The organism is Thermococcus prieurii, from assembly GCF_054657655.1.
In genome coordinates this window covers 785941-803698 of sequence record NZ_BAAHYH010000002.1, presented here as the reverse complement: position 1 = coordinate 803698, position 17758 = coordinate 785941, and the positions used below count along the sequence as shown (strand labels likewise).

17 protein-coding genes and 1 tRNA gene are annotated in these 17758 nt (G+C 53.4%); 15 read left to right on the top strand and 3 right to left on the bottom strand.

Annotated elements, in window-relative coordinates; all coding sequences use genetic code 11:
• The first annotated feature begins 27 nt into the window (after positions 1-27).
• Genes ACYQ04_RS07635 through ACYQ04_RS07620 form a run of 4 tightly spaced genes read left to right on the top strand, consistent with a single transcriptional unit; the run spans position 28 to position 3398 of the window.
• Entirely contained in the window at positions 28-336 is a 309-nt protein-coding gene (locus tag ACYQ04_RS07635) for an MTH1187 family thiamine-binding protein (RefSeq protein WP_460130055.1), read from the top strand.
• A complete protein-coding gene (locus tag ACYQ04_RS07630; RefSeq protein ID WP_460128571.1) occupies positions 333-1499 on the top strand; it encodes a DUF373 family protein in 1167 nt (388 codons plus the stop codon). The genes ACYQ04_RS07635 and ACYQ04_RS07630 overlap by 4 nt, the downstream gene beginning before the upstream one ends.
• Entirely contained in the window at positions 1456-2520 is a 1065-nt protein-coding gene (locus ACYQ04_RS07625) for a hypothetical protein (RefSeq protein ID WP_460128569.1), read from the top strand. Before ACYQ04_RS07630 ends, ACYQ04_RS07625 begins: the two co-directional genes overlap by 44 nt.
• 32 nt (positions 2521-2552) lie before the next feature.
• The gene (locus ACYQ04_RS07620) at positions 2553-3398 is read left to right on the top strand and encodes a deoxyribonuclease IV (RefSeq protein ID WP_460130053.1); all 846 of its coding nucleotides are present in this window, start codon (positions 2553-2555) and stop codon (positions 3396-3398) included.
• Here ACYQ04_RS07620 and ACYQ04_RS07615 read toward each other — a convergent pair.
• Complete coding sequence (locus ACYQ04_RS07615) at positions 3395-5008, bottom strand: B12-binding domain-containing radical SAM protein (protein WP_460128567.1); 1614 nt, start codon at positions 5006-5008, stop codon at positions 3395-3397. The genes ACYQ04_RS07620 and ACYQ04_RS07615 overlap by 4 nt on opposite strands.
• A 410-nt stretch (positions 5009-5418) precedes the next feature.
• Here ACYQ04_RS07615 and ACYQ04_RS07610 point away from each other — a divergent pair, with 410 nt between their 5' ends.
• From ACYQ04_RS07610 to ACYQ04_RS07585, 6 genes are read left to right on the top strand one after another with little or no spacing between them, the layout of a single operon-like run.
• The gene (locus ACYQ04_RS07610; RefSeq protein ID WP_460128565.1) at positions 5419-5826 is read left to right on the top strand and encodes a hypothetical protein; all 408 of its coding nucleotides are present in this window, start codon (positions 5419-5421) and stop codon (positions 5824-5826) included.
• A 17-nt stretch (positions 5827-5843) separates the two neighbouring features.
• Positions 5844-6881 (top strand): hypothetical protein, encoded by a 1038-nt coding sequence (locus tag ACYQ04_RS07605; RefSeq protein WP_460128563.1) that lies wholly within the window; start codon positions 5844-5846, stop codon positions 6879-6881.
• Entirely contained in the window at positions 6872-8620 is a 1749-nt protein-coding gene (locus tag ACYQ04_RS07600) for a PEGA domain-containing protein (protein WP_460128561.1), read from the top strand. Before ACYQ04_RS07605 ends, ACYQ04_RS07600 begins: the two co-directional genes overlap by 10 nt.
• Before the next feature lie 4 nt (positions 8621-8624).
• On the top strand, positions 8625-9407 hold the full coding sequence (locus ACYQ04_RS07595) for an ABC transporter permease (protein ID WP_460128559.1): 783 nt from the start codon (positions 8625-8627) through the stop codon (positions 9405-9407).
• Positions 9404-9841, top strand: a complete 438-nt coding sequence (locus tag ACYQ04_RS07590; RefSeq protein WP_460128557.1) for a hypothetical protein — start codon at positions 9404-9406, stop codon at positions 9839-9841. Before ACYQ04_RS07595 ends, ACYQ04_RS07590 begins: the two co-directional genes overlap by 4 nt.
• Positions 9838-10494: an ABC transporter ATP-binding protein gene (locus ACYQ04_RS07585; protein ID WP_460128555.1), complete on the top strand. Its 657-nt coding sequence runs from the start codon at positions 9838-9840 to the stop codon at positions 10492-10494. Before ACYQ04_RS07590 ends, ACYQ04_RS07585 begins: the two co-directional genes overlap by 4 nt.
• On the opposite strand, the gene ACYQ04_RS07580 is transcribed toward ACYQ04_RS07585, so the two are convergent.
• Positions 10491-11531, bottom strand: a complete 1041-nt coding sequence (locus tag ACYQ04_RS07580; RefSeq protein ID WP_460128553.1) for a DmpA family aminopeptidase — start codon at positions 11529-11531, stop codon at positions 10491-10493. The genes ACYQ04_RS07585 and ACYQ04_RS07580 overlap by 4 nt on opposite strands.
• Before the next feature lie 84 nt (positions 11532-11615).
• Between ACYQ04_RS07580 and ACYQ04_RS07575 the strand changes: the two genes are divergently transcribed.
• The 3 genes from ACYQ04_RS07575 (at position 11616) to ACYQ04_RS07565 (ending at position 15647) form a co-directional block, all read left to right on the top strand.
• Entirely contained in the window at positions 11616-13241 is a 1626-nt protein-coding gene (locus tag ACYQ04_RS07575) for an ABC transporter permease (protein WP_460128551.1), read from the top strand.
• A complete protein-coding gene (locus ACYQ04_RS07570; protein WP_460128548.1) occupies positions 13235-14239 on the top strand; it encodes an ABC transporter ATP-binding protein in 1005 nt (334 codons plus the stop codon). The genes ACYQ04_RS07575 and ACYQ04_RS07570 overlap by 7 nt, the downstream gene beginning before the upstream one ends.
• A gap of 73 nt (positions 14240-14312) precedes the next feature.
• Positions 14313-15647: an NCS2 family permease gene (locus ACYQ04_RS07565; protein WP_099209967.1), complete on the top strand. Its 1335-nt coding sequence runs from the start codon at positions 14313-14315 to the stop codon at positions 15645-15647.
• A gap of 20 nt (positions 15648-15667) precedes the next feature.
• Here the strand turns inward: ACYQ04_RS07565 and ACYQ04_RS07560 are convergent, their stop codons facing one another.
• Positions 15668-16090, bottom strand: a complete 423-nt coding sequence (locus ACYQ04_RS07560) for a metal-dependent transcriptional regulator (RefSeq protein WP_099209968.1) — start codon at positions 16088-16090, stop codon at positions 15668-15670.
• A gap of 89 nt (positions 16091-16179) precedes the next feature.
• On the opposite strand from ACYQ04_RS07560, the gene dph5 reads away from it, so the two are divergent.
• Positions 16180-16974, top strand: a complete 795-nt coding sequence (dph5, locus tag ACYQ04_RS07555) for a diphthine synthase (RefSeq protein ID WP_460130051.1) — start codon at positions 16180-16182, stop codon at positions 16972-16974.
• A 40-nt stretch (positions 16975-17014) separates the two neighbouring features.
• A tRNA-Val gene (locus ACYQ04_RS07550) sits at positions 17015-17092 on the top strand.
• Positions 17093-17758 lie beyond the last annotated feature (666 nt).

Below are 17758 nucleotides of genomic sequence, written 5' to 3'. Positions count from 1 at the left end.
CGTGAGGAGATTAAGGCGGTGTCGGGAATGGTCATCGTCGAGTTCGTGGTGGTTCCCCTTGGGGAAAAGAGCCTGAGCAGGTACGTCGCCGAGGTGATAAAGCTTTTAGAGAGGAAGGGCGTTAAATATCAGTTGACCCCGATGGCCACAATCATCGAGACTGACACCGTTGGGAAGGCTTTTGAAATAATCGAAGAGGCCCACGAGCTCATGTTCAAGCTCGGCGCTGAGAGAGTCTCGACGACGGTGAGAATAGACGACAGACGCGATAAAGAGCGGCACATGGAGGACAAGGTCAAATCCGTCCTCGAAAAGGTTGGAGAGGTGCGAGGATGAGGATTCTCGTTCTGGCGATAGACAGGGACGATGACTTTGGCAAGAAGGCGGGCGTTAAGGGTCCTGTCATAGGGCGAGAGGCCTGTATAGACGCCGCCCTGAAGCTCAGCCTGGCCGACCCGGAGGACAGCGACGCGAACGTCGTTTACGCGGCCGTTAAGCTACGGGATGAGCTCGAGAAGAAGGGGGAATTCGACGAGGTTGAGGTTGCGATAATAACCGGCCACCCGAAGGTTGGGTTAAAGAGTGATATGGAGCTCGCGAGACAGCTTGAGGAGGTTCTCAAGGTCTTTCCAGCCGATGGAGTTATCCCCGTTACCGATGGGGCCGAGGACGAGCAGATTTTCCCGATTATCACCTCGAAGGTCCCAATCATAACCTCCCACCGCGTCGTAGTCAAGCAGAGCCCTGGGATAGAGACAACATGGTACATCATCGTCAAGTACATGAAGGAAATCCTGAGCGACCCTGAGGTCGCGCGCGTCGTCTTCGGAATCCCCGGCTTGATGGCGCTGTCGTATGGAATAGCCAAGCTCGTGGGCGTGTGGTATCCCGAGAGCGAGAAGATAGTCTCAACCGTCATCTGGGGGACCATCCTGCTCATAATCGGCGGGATATTCTTTACAAAGGGCTTTAACTTCAGCCTCGGACGGTTTCTTGCGTCCATACGGAGGGCCGTCGTCGAGCAGTTCATAGTTGTCCTGTCCGTCATCGCTGGAATCCTTGTCATAGCGAGCGGTGCGATAAACGCTTACCTCAACTTGGAGAGTTATTCGCTCAAGCTAATCGGTAGCTACCCGGGAACGTCACTCTTGGCGACCCTGATTTATCTCAACGCCCTGGCAGGCTCGATTGCCTTGGGCATAGCGGTCATGATGGCTGGGAGGGTTATACAAGCTTACCTCAAGAAGGACCACCACATCTGGTACTACACGTCTGCCCTTCTCATGACGCCTGCCCTCTGGGTTACTATTGACCTCACCACCCGCTACGCCCTCGCGATACTGACGATTTCGGACATAGACGTCTTCCAGAAACTGCTCTTCGCGATTGCCGACGTTGCGCTTGCCGTTGTTGTTGGTGTTTACCTTCGTGGAAAAGTTAAGGGATGGATGAAGGTTGAGACTGGAGGAAGCGATACGGGAGTACGAGCTGAGGCGTGAGGAAGGCCTGAAAAAGGCCGAAAAGCTCAGAAAGAAGTACAACAAGTGGCTCGGCAAGAAGAAAAAGGAACTTCTCAAGGCCGTTGGGAAGCTGGAGAAGGCTAAACCCCCCAAGAACGTGGACGAGAGGCTCCTCCAGATAGTTGAGGCCGACAGGAGGAACTACGTAAGTGCGATGAGGCACGCCCTTGAGGGAATTCAGAGTATCGATGACCTTGGAAAGCGTCTTCCAGACCTTGCGAAAGTCCACGTCGACTACGGAAAGCACGTCATGATTCTCTTCGAGAAAGAGGTCTACGCGGTTAATTCTCTTCTCAAGGAGCTCAGCGAAGGTTACACAGAGTTCAGGGAAGAGCTCGAAAAAAGCGTCCCGCCCGAGATTGACGTCGTGGAGAAGCTTGAGGAGCTCAGAAAGGCTCAGCGTGAATTCCAGGCCAAGAGGGATGCACTTTCAAAGCTTGCCCGCGAGCTCGAGGAGGAAAGGAAAAAACTCGAGTCTCTCCTTTCATCGGAGGAGTTCGCGAAGGTTGAGAGGCAAATTCGCGAAATTTCTTCTAAGATTCGTTCAATCGAGCTTGAACTCCGTTCGAAGGTCTCAAAGCTCCAGAAACCGCTGAAGAGGATGCGTCTCGGCGGAATAGCCGATGAGGTTGCCCGGGACAGCGGGGTTGCCATTGAGAGGTCCGATGAGTTTCTCTCACTCCTCCTCAAGGTCTATCCAAGGTTGGATGGAAAGGCAAAGAAGGCCGCGGAGTGGTTGATGGAAAACCTCGACGATAAGCTGTCCGAGCTGAGTGGACTTCGTAGGGAGCTGGAAGGGCTTGAGGCACAGCGGGAAGAGCTCCTGAGAAGCGTTAAGCCCGTTCAGGATGAACTCCTTGCCATAGAACGGGAATTATCCCTGCTGGCGGACGACGTTAAGAAACTCGAGAGAAAACTTCTGAGAATCGAGGCCGAGCTCAAGGAGGAGTTGAAGAAGCTGGAGGACTACCTTGGGGAGAAGGTGGAGGTAAGTTTTTAAGTTAGGCTTCCCTAATCAAACCGGTGAGAGGGATGTTCAAAGTAGACAGGTTGCGTTTCGGAACCGCTGGAATACCGCTCTCAACGCCAAAGCGCTCAACGATAGACGGCATCATCCACGTGAGAAACCTTGGGCTGGACGCGATGGAGCTTGAATTCGTCAGAGGCGTCAATCTAAAGCCCGAACTCGCGAAGAAAATCAAGTACGTCGCCAAAAAGCACGACGTCCTGCTCACGGCGCACGCCCCTTACTACATCAACCTCAACGCGAACGAGAAGGCAAAGGTCGAGGCAAGCAAGAGGAGGATAATCCAGAGCGCCGAGAGGCTTTATCAGGCGGGTGGCTGGAGCGTCGTCTTTCACGCGGGCTACTACCTCAAGCAGGACCCGGCGAAGGTCTACAACAGAATCAGGGACGCGCTGAAGGAGATTGAGAGGGAGCTCCTGGACAGGGGCGTCAAAGTCTGGCTCAGGCCTGAGCTGACCGGAAAACCGACCCAGTTCGGCGACCTTAAGGAGATAGTGAAGCTCAGCGAGGAGCTTGAGACGGTTCTTCCGACGATAGACTTTGCTCACGCCCACGCGAGGAACAAAGGTAGGTGCAACTCCGTTGAAGAGTGGCGCGAGATGCTGGCATTTATCGAGGACAGGCTTGGTAGAGAGGCTCTGGACAACATGCACATCCACATGAGCGGTATCGAGTACACCGAAAAGGGGGAGAAGAGACACCTCCCGCTCCGGGAGAGCGACATGAACTGGGAGGACCTGCTTCGCGTTCTCAAGGAGTTCCGCGTCAAGGGCGTTGTCATAAGCGAGAGCCCCAACATCGAGGAGGACGCACTCCTGATGAAGAAGAAGTACGAGGAGATAAAGGATTAGTAGGCCTCGGCGAGGCTTGGCTGGTCGTACCACCTGTGCTCCTCGACCTCGATGTGCAAATCGAGCGGCTCGAGGGGTTTCACTTCATAGCCCTTCTTCTTGCCCCATTTCTCTATCTGCCTGAGGACAACCCTCACACCGAAGCGCGCCAGAGGATAGAAAGGAATCAGGAAGGGATTTCCGCGGAGCAACTGCGGCAGTCCCCTAACGACTTCCTTCCCGAGGTGCTTCCATGCATAGTAGAGGTGCAGGAACTGGCCGTAGGTTATCATGTCCTCGATGCGGTAAAACTCCTGGTCCTTTAAGAGTCCCATTGGCACGAAGGCGAGGGGTGTAACCGTAAAGTGGGCCCTGCTGCCGAGTTTGTTCTCGAGCTCCCTCTCCATCGTGATTATTAGCCTGGCGGTTTCTATTTCATACTCGTCGGTGTCGCCGGGCAAGCCGAGTATCGTGGTGTACGCCGGGAACCAGTAGTTCTTGTTGAATACGTAAGTTCCGTTGAGCAGAACCCACGGCCACTCCTCCGGCGAGAACGGCTTCATCTTGTTGTTCATGTACTTCCCAATGAGCTCCGGCGCCGCGGTCTCGAAACCTACCTGTATTCCAATCCAGTGGTTTGGACCGGCGTCAACGATGCCCGAGATAACCTCTATCATGCCGGGTGCGGCCAGCGCCGCCGCAACGGTTCCGTGGGTGGGGTTCACGTTCCCCGTGTACTTCCTGGCGGTCTCAAAGAGCTCAACGACTGCATCGACGTTGGGGTAGAAGGTTTTCCTGTCCTCGACCCTGTAGAGGAAAATATCCTCACTGTGGAGCCATGCGTGGTCTATCCCTGCCCTGACGTTGAGCTTTATTTCCTCCTCAATTCTCTCAAGCGGCATAAAGCGGGCGACCCTCAGGTTTGGCTCGCAAAAGCGGCAGCCCCTTCCACAGCCCCGCATGACCTCGACGAGCCCCTTATAGGAGGGGGCGACTATCGTTGGAATCTGCTCAACCCTCGGCCATCCCTTAACCATCACGGTCTCGTCAGCCGTTCCAGATTCTATCTCCCGAAAGAGCTCTCCGGCGATGTGGTCAACCTCTCCGATGACAACGTGGTCTATTCCGAGCCTCTCGCGCTCTTCCCTTCTAAATTCAAGCTGCCACGCCCCCGGGCCACCGACGATGAGCTTAAAATTGAGTCTTCTCCTTTCCCTGACCGCGTTTATTCTCTCCACGAGCTCTATGAACTTGACGCTGGTGTAGTTCTTCCACTGTCCCCCGTTTGTGAACATCATGCTCACTGGACCGAGACCCAGGGGGTCCATCTCGTAGAGCGCCACTACGGTGGTATCCTCTCCTATGAACTTCTCGACCTTCCGCGGGTGGGCAACTACGACCTCGCTCCGCTTAAACCCGTCCCTCAGCAGGGCAGCCTCAACCTTCCTGAGGCCGTAGGGGGCCTGCGTTAGAACGCCGTCCCTGTCGGGGAGCTGGGAGTCCATCACCCTGAAGACCCATTTGGGGAGTTTGTCGTAGGGAGCACAGCCCAGGAAGTCGAGCAGTGGGACGTCGTGGTATGTGCTCGTCAGAGTCTCGTCGGCCGTTAACACTATCCGCGTCAAGTTCATCACCCCCGATTATGAAGAAAAAATTGCATATTTAAGAATTTCTATCTTCCATTACAATTTAAGTGTTAATTTTGAATGTTCTATATTTTAACTACAAAACAAAGTATTTCTCACATGGAACATGAATAGAGAAACCAAGCAGACCGTACACAACGTTTCTGCGCTTTTGAACTGGGAGCGTTTTGAGCGAAATTATGGTAATAAAAATACAACATATTGTCCCGTTATATCGAGTCTTATCTATTTCGATGTTGCCAACTATTAAATATAACAACCTGGCATAAATAGATGAAATACTTTTTATATTTATGTTAAATTACTTTATTTTACAAAAAATTTAAATATGTTGATGTAGAATAAACCAATGCCCTCTCTGGGAGGGCAGGTGTGTACCTTACGGAGGGTGTGACATGAGGGTGCCGAGGGTGCTCGGCCTCCTCTTGATAGGGGGCCTGCTCCTTGGGGGACTCGGAGCTTACCATTGGGTTACGGCGGCGAGCGCGACAAAAACCTCCTGCTGGACGCCGTGGGATGATGACGTGGATGAGAAGAGCTGGAGCGCCACTACCTTTGTGTGGGCAGGTGTTCAGGCGAAAGTCCTCGTCTGCAACGGCCACTTCGTGCAGATAATCCCCGACCCCAACCACAAACCCCCATCACCCAACTTCGTGACAGAAGCACAAGGAGTCAGAGTGCTTGGTAAGTACAAGGGAATTGCTCCAGACTATAGCAAGGCATATGCCGAAGTTGATTATGTAGACCCAAGTACAAGAAACCCAGCCAAAGTACGTGCAGAGATTCCCCACTTCTGGCATTGACCGTAGGAGGTGGACCCGTGGAACTTCGAACTCTTTCACTTCCCTTTTTAATTTTCCTTCTCTTAACCCCCGCCGTTAGTGCGTTCACTCCACCCTCCTGGTTTAAGAACGGGACGTACGTGACTTATGCCATCCTTCCGGGGAAGGAAATGTACAGAGGGTACTCCAACAGTTTTGCATATATTCCCTCGGAACTTCCAAGGAGGAACTGGAACGCACTCATTGAGGCCCTGCAATCTTCTAATTCCAGGGGATGCCTTAACTTCACGAGGGAGATTGATGGTGGTAACTACACATCCTGTCTCTGGCCGTTGGAGGTGTATGGTTCAATGTTTTTAACTTTCAGGATAACTAACGTTACTAATGCCTCCGCTGTGGTTGAGGTAGTGCTTGTTATGGAGAACGTTTCCCCTCATTTGGGCTGTACCCTTTCAAGACTTACCTTTGAGGGGACCCTTATACTTAACATTACAAGTGGCTACTATTATATCAATGGGACTAAACTTGGCCCTCCTTCTTTCTTTGTACTCCCGTACGAACTTCCCAGTAAGAAGGCACTAATTTTCAGGTCCTCCCTTTTCAGGAGATATGGGGTTTTATGCAATGATATCTATGTTCGTAATGTCTCGTTTGATGATAAAAAATCAGTCAACACATTCGTTAGAAGGTTTTATCCCCCAATAATACAAGTTGCATCAACGTCTTCACCATTTCGATATTCTAAATGTGGCTACCTCTCAACATCTCTGAACATGGTTATCACCTATGATTTTGACACTGGAATCGCCATTGGAACCACCCTTTCTGGTTTCTGGCCCGAGCTTTATGCCCTCGGGATAATGGCCGCCGATATATTCAATTACCACTCAGCTGAAATAAATAAAAAGCTCGATACTTCTCGCGAGTTCTGGCCGTACGGGTTCGTTCTCTATAAAACGAACATTCAGTTCCCGAGGGAGGAAGCTGGGAGAGCCCCGGATACTGTGTTAAAGTACTACTTGATACTCGGGCTCCTCCTTCTCACAGCATCAGCATTACGGAGGTGGTGGAAGTGAAGAGATTGTTTCTGATAGGGCTCCTCGTCCTGGGACTCCTTCCTGGTGTTACTGCCTACGAACACGCTCCGAACTACGGTGTTTTGACCATCACTGGCAGCGTGGAGAAAGTCAGCATTCCCGGGGTTGGAGTCTTCCAAACTCCAGTGACGCTCATCCTTCCTGCCGGGAACTACACAGTGCTGGCGGATGGCCACGTCAAGCTTGAAGCGAGGGTGTTCCTGAACTCGTCCAAACACATAATTATTGAGTTACAAGATGCAGAACCAGGCAGGCTCGTTAACGGGAACCTCACGATCCTTGGCGTTAAAGTGACCTACGACTCGCGGAAGAACTACCCCAAATTCAACGGCACGCCAAGCCTCGGGTTAATAGGCGGATGCGGAGGAAGTTGGAGCCCATTCTATTACACTGACAAACCCCTCCCCCTGACCCTTGAGGATGTTTGGGATGATGTTGCAAAGCTTGAAATCAACGGCACGGTGATGCCCTGTTATCTTCGGGGTACTAGGGAGGATATAAGTGGAAAATTAGAGTACATCTTCTACGAGATTATTGGATCCTTCGGAACTAGTGGGCTGGCGCTCAAGAATGCGAGCTTTATAACGCCTCTTTCTGAAGTCAGTGTTTTGTCTGACTTGGAGTACGTTCAGGGGTACGTGTTCAACGTCAGTGCCTCCTCGATGGTCACGCCCTTCAAGTTAATTCTCCCGGTTATTCCTCGAGACGTTTACAACGTGAGGGGAGTGAGTGAGGAGGGCGATGTTATAACGATTAAGCACATTCCAAAAATTGACACTTACAACCTCAGCGTTGGGATCAACCACACTCTCTTAACCGCCGTCATTAAACTCGCCCCCCACGAGAGGTACTCCATCCACTACAACCTCAAACCCGCGGTGGGCCTTATACAAGTCACGGAGGAGCCCGTTGAGCTTTACAAACTCACCATCACCACGAAACCCGAGGGCGCCAAGTTCGTAATCACGAACGGCACCCTGAGAGTGGAGGGAACAAGCCCCACAACCCTCTACCTCCCCGGGGGCAAATACACGATTACCGCGTTTGCCAACGGCAGCGGTGCCGTTGAAAGCTTCTCAATCCCCGGGACGGGAAGGCTCAACCTCACGCTGAAGCCCCTGCCGGCGAGGCTTACTTTTAACGTGAGTCCTGAGAACGCTTCCATTCTCGTGAACGGAAAGCCCGTTGAGAACAAGAGCGTTGAACTTCCGCCTGGGGAGTACGTGATTAACGTTACGGCGGCTGGTTACGTGCCGGAGAGTGTTAGAGTGGTTCTCGCGCCTAACGAGAGTAAAACCCTCGCCGTGGTCTTAAAGCATTTGCCCGTGCTTTTTGTTAGGACGAAACCGGGTGGGGCTTTTGTTATCGTTGGGAACAGGACGTGTCGGAGTCCTTGTAAGGTCACTATGCTCCCGGGCAAGTACCTTGTCAGGGCATCGTTGAAAGGTTATGAGAACGGTACTGCGGTGGTTTATCTTGAGGATGGTGATGTTAAAAACGTCACCGTGACCCTTGAACCTATTGTGGAGAGGGCTGGGAATGTTTCAACCTCTACGCAGGTAATGACTGCGACTTTGGTTCCTGGTTCTCAGGGCAGAACGGAGACGTCCTCCTGGGGGGCGGAAGCGGGTTCCGCGCGCGGGGATTCGGTCCTTCCAAAGGCGCTCGCCCTCGCGGGGGTGGTTGTGGTGGTTTCAATCGTCCTCAAACGGAGGTGATTGGATGAGGACCGTGAGGAAACAGCTGGTGTGGGAGCTTGAGGACCCCTATATCTCCCTAATCTTCATATTCAGCTTTATCCTGCTCGCGGTAACGTTCTACACGGAGCTCTTTAAAATCAACACTGCATTCATGCCGATGGGTCTCAATCGGGCTACCGTTGATTACTACGGGGCTAAAACCCTTGCGACGCTTTTCCCGGGACTTTCAAAGGAGGCCTTTGTCGTATTCTCCTTTACTGGGGTCATTCTTGCGTCCTTCCTCATGAGGTATGACCGGGACACTGGTGTGGCGAGGAGCGTGTACTCGCTTCCTATGAGGAACTACGAGGGTGTTCTCGCCAAGTTCCTCGCCGTTTTCATAGTGCTCTTCATTTCAGCTTTCTCAGCCGCGTTCTTTGCGTACCTCTACGCTTATGGTGACAGTCCGAGGATGATTGTGCGGGGCCTCTTTGGTCAGCGCTACTTTCTCCTTCACCTGCTCTACTGGTTTGAGGCAACGTTTTACGTCTCCTCCGTCTCGTCGCTTATAGCTCTTCTTTGTCCTACGACGTTTGCTGCCATTCTTGGGGGGATTGCGGTTATGTACGTTCCCGGTGTTTTGGGTTGGGGTTTTCTTCCGCCGGATGTTCTTAACAGTGCACTTATAAAGGCGTATTTTCTTTTTGGTGGGCCGGGTGAGAGGGTTAGCACTTTCTTCAACAGAACGTTTTACGCGGGTCTGTTCCTTCCGCTCGTGGCCATTTCTCTCGCTCTCATTATCAGTGAGTGGAGGGATGTTGCATGAGGCTTGTGAGGGCGTTTCTTCTTGCGGTTCTTTTGTTTACTCTCCTTTCGTTTCCCCTTCAGGAGAGGGCTCTGAAAACGCCGACGTCGGGAGTTGCCGGTAGGGAGCACGGTTTTATCCTGCCTTCTGCTGGAATACTCCGTGTGACGACTAATGCTGGGAGGGGCACCAACTACTCGGTTGCCTTCTACGACCCGGAGGAGGGGAGGTTTCTCCTGAATGAGCACCCCAACGGGCAGCTTAATGGGTATCTGAGGATAAGGCACGCGGGTTTTTACTTTGTCTGGGTTAAGAGTGAGGTTGCTCCGGTGATTCTTGCCTACAGGATGACGTCGAAGTACTCTTCGAGGGGAATCCTTGAGATAAAGTACTTCGTGGGTGGAACCTCAGCGATACTTCTTGCAGTTTTGTTGCTGAAGGGGGGAAGGAGATGATAGTTGCTGAGAACCTTACGAAGCGTTTCGGAAAGCTGGTTGCTTTGGAGGGCGTGAATGTGGAAATTGGGAGGGGCTTCACCCTTATCTTGGGTCCGAATGGGGGTGGGAAGAGTACCTTCTTGAACCTGTGCGCGGGCCTTTATAGGCCGAGTTCTGGGAGGATTAAGGTACTTGGTGAGTCTCCGTGGAGTAACAGGCGCGTTAAGGGTAGGCTTGGGGTTTCGTTCGACCCGCCGGCGTTGCCAAAGCACAGGACTGGGAGGGAGTGGCTTGAGTACGTTGCCCGGTTCAGGGGGAGCGACAACGTGGATGAGGTGGCGGAGCTCTTTTCCGTGAAGGAGTTCTTGGACAGGAGGATAGGTGAATACTCGGCTGGAATGAGGAAGAGGCTTTCTCTGGCACAGGCGTTTCTTGGGGGACCTGAGCTGGTTCTGCTTGATGAGCCCCTCGCAAACCTCGATTTCAGGGGCATCCGTGAGGTTGCTGGGGTTTTGGAGGAGCTTAAGGAGGAGGGCCTCAACATCGTTGCGGTTTCGCATGTGTGGCGTCCTTTGGTGGGGTTTGCTGATGAAGTCATCGTCATCGCCGCGGGGAAGGTGGCATCACAGGGAACTCCAGAAGAAATAATCCCACAAATAGAGGAGATTTAATGGGAAAGCCTCCCATACCTTTCCATTATCTCGAGCAGTTTCTCGACCGGCAGGGCGTACCTCACGTGGCCGTTGCCCTCGACGGTTTTCGCCCCCAGGAGGGCGTTGATTATGGCCTCTTCCGTCGCCTCAGCCGTTGCCTTGAAGAGCCGGCTGAGGGCGCTGTCGGGCAGGAAGCTTATCGGGTGTGGCTCCTTATCGACGGGGACAGTCTGGGCAGTCGAAAAAGCTAAAACGACGTCGCCACTGCCGTGATAAGCGTAGCCACCCGTCCTCGCGAGGCCAACAACTGCCCTCTTTGCGAGCCTATTCAGTTGCCTCGCCGTTAGCGGAGCGTCTGTCGCTATTACCATCGAGATGCTACCCTTTCCCACCGTTCCCCTTCCAGGGTAGTCCTTCAGCTCGAGGCCGACTGGAACGCCGGCGATGGTCAGGTCTTCCCTCTTCCCGAAGTTCGCGAGGACGAGCGAGGCGACCGTATAGCTTTCGCCACCTATCTCGACGACCCGTGAAGACGAGCCTATTCCTCCCTTGAACTCGAAGGCGCTCATTCCGGTTCCAGCTCCAACCGCTCCTTCCTCGAAGTCCAGCGAGGCGTTTTTGAGTGCCTCGAAGTAGTGCTCCTCCCTAACCGCCATCTTCCTGACGTTGTTGAGGTAAGCGTCGTTGCACTCCATAACTACTGGGGAAACGCTCTTCAAATCGGGATTCAGCTCAATCATGTGCTTCACCACCGCGCTCGCGACCGTGTAGACGCTCAGCGTGTTCGTCAGGGCTATCGGAGTCTCGATGTATCCAAGCTCGTCAACCTGAACGAAGCCTATCGGCTTGGAAAAGCCGTTCATGACGAAAGTGGCCGAGAAGAGCCTCTCTTTGTAGGGGTTCTTGACCGGCGGTAAGAGAACCGTCACGCCAGTTCTCACGTCCTCCCCTTCGATGAGCGTCGCGTGGCCGACTTTAACGCCCAAATCCGCTATCGAGTTCCTCTTTCCGTGCTCGTAAACGCCGATTTTGATTCCCAGCTCTGGGGCCTTCATGGTATCACCGGTGATAGATATCACACTGGATTTAACAAACTTGCCCAATCAACGCTTATAAAGAGGCAAAACCGAGTTTTGGCCATGAGGTTCAGGCCGAGCTACCTACTCATAGCCTTCCCGCTGGCCTTCCTGCTGGTCTTCTTCTACCTGCCTATGGTGCATATTCTAAAGCTGGGCCTCTGGGACAACGGCCCGACGCTGAAGTTCCTCTCGGCAGTCCTCGGCAACTCCTACCACCGCTGGGTTATACGCTTTACAATCGGCCAGGCGCTCGCCTCGACCGTCCTTACGCTCATTATTGGCCTCCCCGGGGCGTACATCTTTGCCAAGTACGACTTTCCGGGCAAGAGGGTAATCCGGGCCATTCTGACAGTCCCCTTCGTAATGCCTGGTATAATGGTCGCCCTCGGCTTCATCCTCCTCTTCGGAAAGGACGGCTTCATAGCCCACCTCATCGGACGCGACCCGGGGATAATCTACACTTGGAAGGCCATACTCCTCGCCCACGCCTTCTACAACTTCCCGATAGTGGTTAGAATGGTCTCGTCGCTCTGGCAACGGGTCAACCCGCACTACGAGGAGATGGCCAAAACGCTCGGTGCGCGGGGCTTCAGGCTCTTCTGGAAGGTGACCCTGCCCCTAATTTCGCCCGCAATCTTTGCCTCGGCGATGCTCACCTTCGTCTTCTGCTTCCTGAGCTTCTCAATCCCTCTAATCCTCGGTGGCTACCGCTACGTGACCATGGAGGTGGACATCTTCTCGACCGTCATGACCCTCCTTGACTTCCGGACCGGCTCCGCTCTGGCGGTGATTCAGATAACCCTGAGTGCCATCTTCATGTACCTCTACCTCCGCTCCCTTGAGGCGTACTCTAGGAGGGAGGAGCAGAGGGTTCTTCAGAGGCCCCAGAAGCTCGGGCCGAGGGATTTCCTCAGCATCAAGGGGCTGGGCGTGGTCCTTTATTCGGTTCTCGTGTTCGTCTTCATCGTTGCCCCACTGCTGGCAATAGTTTACGACTCCCTTCTCTTCAACGGTCACCTCAGCCTTGAGAACTACCGCAGGGTCTTCTCGCCGGAGTACAACCCGATGTTCGGCGTCTCGACCCTTGGTGCGATAAAGAACTCCCTCCTCTTCGGTTTCACGACCGTTGTAATCTCGATTCTTGTCGCGCTCCCGCTCGCTTATCTCCTGAACCGCTGGGACTTCCGGGGAAAGCGCGTTCTCGACGTTCTCGTCATGCTACCCCTTGCGAGTTCCCCAGTAACGGTCGCGCTCGGATACATAATGCTCTTCCAGTCAACGCCCCTCTACTACACCTTCTGGATTGTGGCTATAGCCCACTCCGTCATAGCTTACCCCTTCGTCTTCCGCTCCCTCTCAACCGGGCTGGCCAAGATAAAGCGGAACCTGCGCGAGGCCGCCTTGACGCTCGGAGCCAACGAGTGGAAGGCCTTCCTGAGGGTGGAACTGCCACTGGCCTTTGGGAGCCTCATCGTCGGGGCAATCTTCGCCTTCGCGATGAGCATAGCCGAGCTGGGAGCGACCTACATGCTCGCCCCGCCGGAGTACACCACGATGAGCCTCGCCGTTTACAAGTTCCTTGGCGCGAGGCACTTTGGGAGCGCTTCCGCCCTCTCGGTCATCCTGATGGTGGTGTCTGCAGTAGGATTCCTAATAATAGAAAAGGTCGGTGAGGAGGTATGGTGAGCGTTGAGCTCAGGAACGTAAGCAAGCGCTGGGACGGTTTTGAGCTTCGCGTTGACCTCTCGGTGAAGGACGGCGAGTTCCTGACGTTGCTCGGCCCGAGTGGCTGTGGAAAAACGACGACGCTGAGGATTATAGCGGGCCTTGAAAAGCCTGACTCAGGGAGGGTTCTCTTTGGCGGTACCGACGTTACGGGCCTTGAGCCCAACGAGAGGAACATCGGCATAGTCTTTCAGGACTACGCGCTCTTTCCCCACATGACGGTCTTCAAGAACATCGCGTTCGGACTGGAGATGAGGAAGCTCCCGAGGGCGGAGGTAGAGAGAAGGGTTCGGTGGGCCCTTGAGCTCGTCGGGCTGGAGGGCCTCGAAAACCGCTATCCGGAGCAGTTGAGTGGCGGACAGCAACAGCGCGTTGCCCTCGCGAGAGCTCTTGTCATTGAGCCGGAAGTTCTGCTCCTGGACGAGCCCCTCAGCAACCTCGACGCGAAGATAAGGGAGCGCCTCCGCTCCGAGATAAGGCGGATTCAGCGGGAGCTGGGAATAACGACGGTCTACGTCACCCACGACCAGGAGGAGGCGATGGTGGTTAGCGATAGGATTGCCGTCATGAACGTCGGAAGAGTTGAACAGATTGGGGAGCCACTTGAGCTCTACTACAAACCCAGAACAGAGTTCGTGGCGCGGTTCCTTGGGACGAGCAACATCCTTGAGCTCGAAGCTGAGAACGGCGTGGCGAGGCTTGGAAACCTTGAGTTCTCTGTTGGTGTTGATGAAAAAGTTAAGGTGTTCTTCAGGCCTGAAAGTGTGTTGATAACGGAAGGTGAAGACGCCACTGTTACCGGTTACGAGCTCCTTCCAGGGAGGATGAGGCTTTACCTCGACGTTGAGGGCCATACCATCATAGCGGAGCGCCCACTGCCGGACTTGCCCTTTGAGCCAAACCGCGTTCCTCCGCGGGTGGGCATCTTAGTAAGGTCTTTCTCCCTTCTCACTTTATAACAGATTTATGTCAAAAAAAGTTTTATAAGTCCGTTTTATCGCCGTTTCTATGTCAAATCTTGGGGGGAAGGTCATGGAGTGGTTCGAGAGGTACTTCGAGTTTGACAGGTACGGAACCAACATGAAGACCGAGGTTCTCGCTGGAATAACAACGTTCATGACGATGGCGTACATACTCTTTGTGAATCCCCAGATACTCAGTGTTGCCATGGGTAAGGGGGCCTTTGATTCCCTCGTCACGGTTACGGCGCTCTCAGCGGGTATAACAACGATTATAATGGCCCTCTATGCCAAGAAGCCATTTGCCCTTGCTCCCGGAATGGGGCTGAACGGTTACTTTACGTACAGCGTCGTCAAGGGAATGGGCTACGACTGGCGGGTGGCCCTTGCGGCCGTTTTCGTTGAAGGCATCATCTTCATAATACTCACCCTGACGAAGGTCAGAAGCGCCATCATACACGCCATCCCAATGAGCCAGAAGTACGCTGTTGGTGCTGGAATCGGCCTCTTCCTTACGTTCATAGGCCTCAACGATGTGGGCCTCATAACCGCCGCGACTCACAATGGGGTTCTCGATTTCACTGGGATGCACTACGCGGCCCTCGCAACCAAGGCTGGGGTGCTGTTCTTCTTCGGTCTCTTTCTCACGGGAGTGCTCATAGCGATGCGCATTAAGGGTGCCCTGCTAATCTCTATACTGACGACGAGCATTTTAGGATGGATTACCGGGGCGGCGCCGTGGCCACACCACCTCTTCTCGGCTCCAACGGTGAGCTACACGTTCATGAAACTCGACTTCAGGGGTCTGTTAAACGTCGGTGCAATCGGCGTCGTCTTCGCGTTCTTCATGGTGGACTTCTTCGACACCATAGGAACCGTTACGGGACTCAGCGCAAAGGCTGGCTACCTGACCAAGGACGGTAAAATCCCGGACGTTGAGAAGGTCCTCCTCACCGATGCCATAGGAACAACGCTCGGTGCGGTTCTCGGCACCTCAACGGTCACCACGTACATTGAGAGCGCCGCGGGAATAGAGGAGGGCGGAAGGACGGGCATGACTTCACTCGTCACCGGCCTGCTCTTTCTGGGCATCGGCCTCTTCATCGCCCCGCTAGCCCAGGCCATACCGAGCTTTGCAACCGCCCCTGCCCTCGTCATAGTCGGCTACTATATGATAAGCGCCATCAAGAACGTGGACTTCAGCGACGCCACCGAGGCACTGCCGGCTTTCCTCGTGCTGATGGCGATACCGTTTACGTACTCAATATCAATAGGCATAGGGCTTGGATTCATAAGCTACGTCGTCCTCAAGGTCTTCAGCGGGCGCTGGAAGGAAGTACACCCAATAATGTACGCGCTAGCGGTAATCTTCGTGGCTTACTTCGCCTACCTTGCAGGCGTCTTGTGAGCAAAGTGTGAAAGAAGAGTTCATTCCTCCAACTTTTCTTTTAAAAACTGCTTGAGGACGTACGGGCACTGCTCCTGGATGAACTTCGCGAACTCCTTCATCCTCTTGACGGTTACCTCGCTGACGTAGTGCTCGAACTGGCAGGCGTCGTGCTCCGCTATCTCCGGTGGGATGCCGAGTATGTCCACGAAGAACTTCGTCAGGAAGACGTGCTTTGAGTAAGTTTCCTCGGCTATCCTCCTGCCTTCATCGGTCAGGAGAATCCTGTCGTACTTCTCGTACTCGACGAGACCCTTCTCGGCGAGCTTTTTGAGGGCATCAACGACGCTTGGGGGCTTGACGTTCATTATCTTGGCTATGTCCTTAACCCTGATTACACCCTTGTTCTTATGGAGAATGTACATAGCCTCCAGGTACTCCTCCTCCCTCTTGCTGACCTGCACGGCCCTCACCGGGTTAGGTTCGCCAAAAACCTTTAAGTAGTTTTCCCAAAACTTAAAAGTTTTAGGGCAATCCTGCATCGGTGGTGGGAATGGCGCTCTACTTCATAGGGCTCGGACTCTACGATGAGAAGGACATAACGCTCAAGGGCCTCGAAACGGCCAGGAAGTGCGATAAGGTCTTTGCGGAGTTCTACACATCGCTCCTCGCGGGAACGACGATAGAGGGGGTGGAAGAGCTCATAGGTAAGCCGATAGTCAGGCTGAGCAGGGAAGACGTTGAGCTCAACTTCGAGAAAATCGTCCTTCCGGAGGCGAAGGAGAAGGACGTGGCGTTTCTCACCGCTGGAGACCCGATGGTAGCGACGACGCACTCCGACCTGCGAATCCGGGCGAAGAAAGCCGGCGTTGAGAGCTACGTGATTCACGCCCCGAGCATCTACTCCGCGGTGGCCGTAACCGGGCTTCAGATTTACAAGTTCGGAAAGAGTGCCACCGTTGCATATCCTGAGAAGAACTGGTTCCCGACGAGCCACTACGACGTAATCAGGGAGAACAGGGAGCGCGGTCTTCACACACTCCTCTTCCTCGACATAAAGGCCGAGCGGAACCGCTACATGACGGCGAACGAGGCGATGGAGATACTCTTACAGGTAGAGAAGATGAAGAAAAAAGGAGTCTTCACGCCCGAGACCCTCGTCGTTGTTCTGGCAAGGGCCGGCTCGCTGAACCCGACGATAAGGGCAGGCTACGTGAAGGACATGATTAACGAGGACTTTGGAAGGCAACCCCACGTTCTCATAGTTCCAGGAAGGCTTCACATCGTCGAGGCGGAGTATCTGGTTGAGTTCGCGGGTGCACCTGAGGAGATTTTGAAGGATGTTTAGCGAAAGCTTTATATTTTTGCCCGCTCTCCATACTCCGGGCGGGCCCGTGGTCTAGTCTGGTTATGACGCCGCCCTCACGAGGCGGAGGTCCGGGGTTCGAAGCCCCGCGGGCCCACCAGTTACAAACTTCGCCTGCGCGAAGTTTGACCAAGGTCGGCGATTCTTTTCTAAAAACGCAACTCTAAGAAGTTTGCACTTTCAAATGACAGTACTCTCAAGGAATTCTCTTTGAGGACTCTCTGGAAGGGGTTTCTCTAAGAGGCGCTCCCCTGGAGCGCGAGAAAAAAGCAAACCCAAGCGGAGAAGCTCCAAAATCGGAGAATTCACATTTCAAAAAGCCGTTAAAAGCGCAAACACTCCAAAAGAAACCCTTGATAGAGGAATCACGAACTTTGATGAAACTTTGCCGAGCAAAGTTTCAGCGCTGGCGGAAAAGTAGGTGCTTTTTTGAGCTTCAACAATTTGTAAGAGTTTCTTTTTGACTTGCTCTTTCAAGAGTGTTTCATCCCTCCAAACGGCGTCCGAAGGACGCCAAAACTAAGTTGAAACTAATTCTCAAGGTATCTTTGAAGTTAAACTCGTTTTAAAATCGCGCCTTAATTAGTGCACAACTGTCTTTTTGCCCGTTGGTGAGATAGGGCACTTTTTTTTGGTCAAGCTTTCTTAAAGCTTGCTCGCCAGCCTTTCCCAAAGGCTGTTGTAAAGTTTCATCAAAGTTAGTAGCTCCCTCTGAAATGCTAAATCTTGAGTGATTTTCTTTTTGATTGGCCATTCTTGGTTGTGA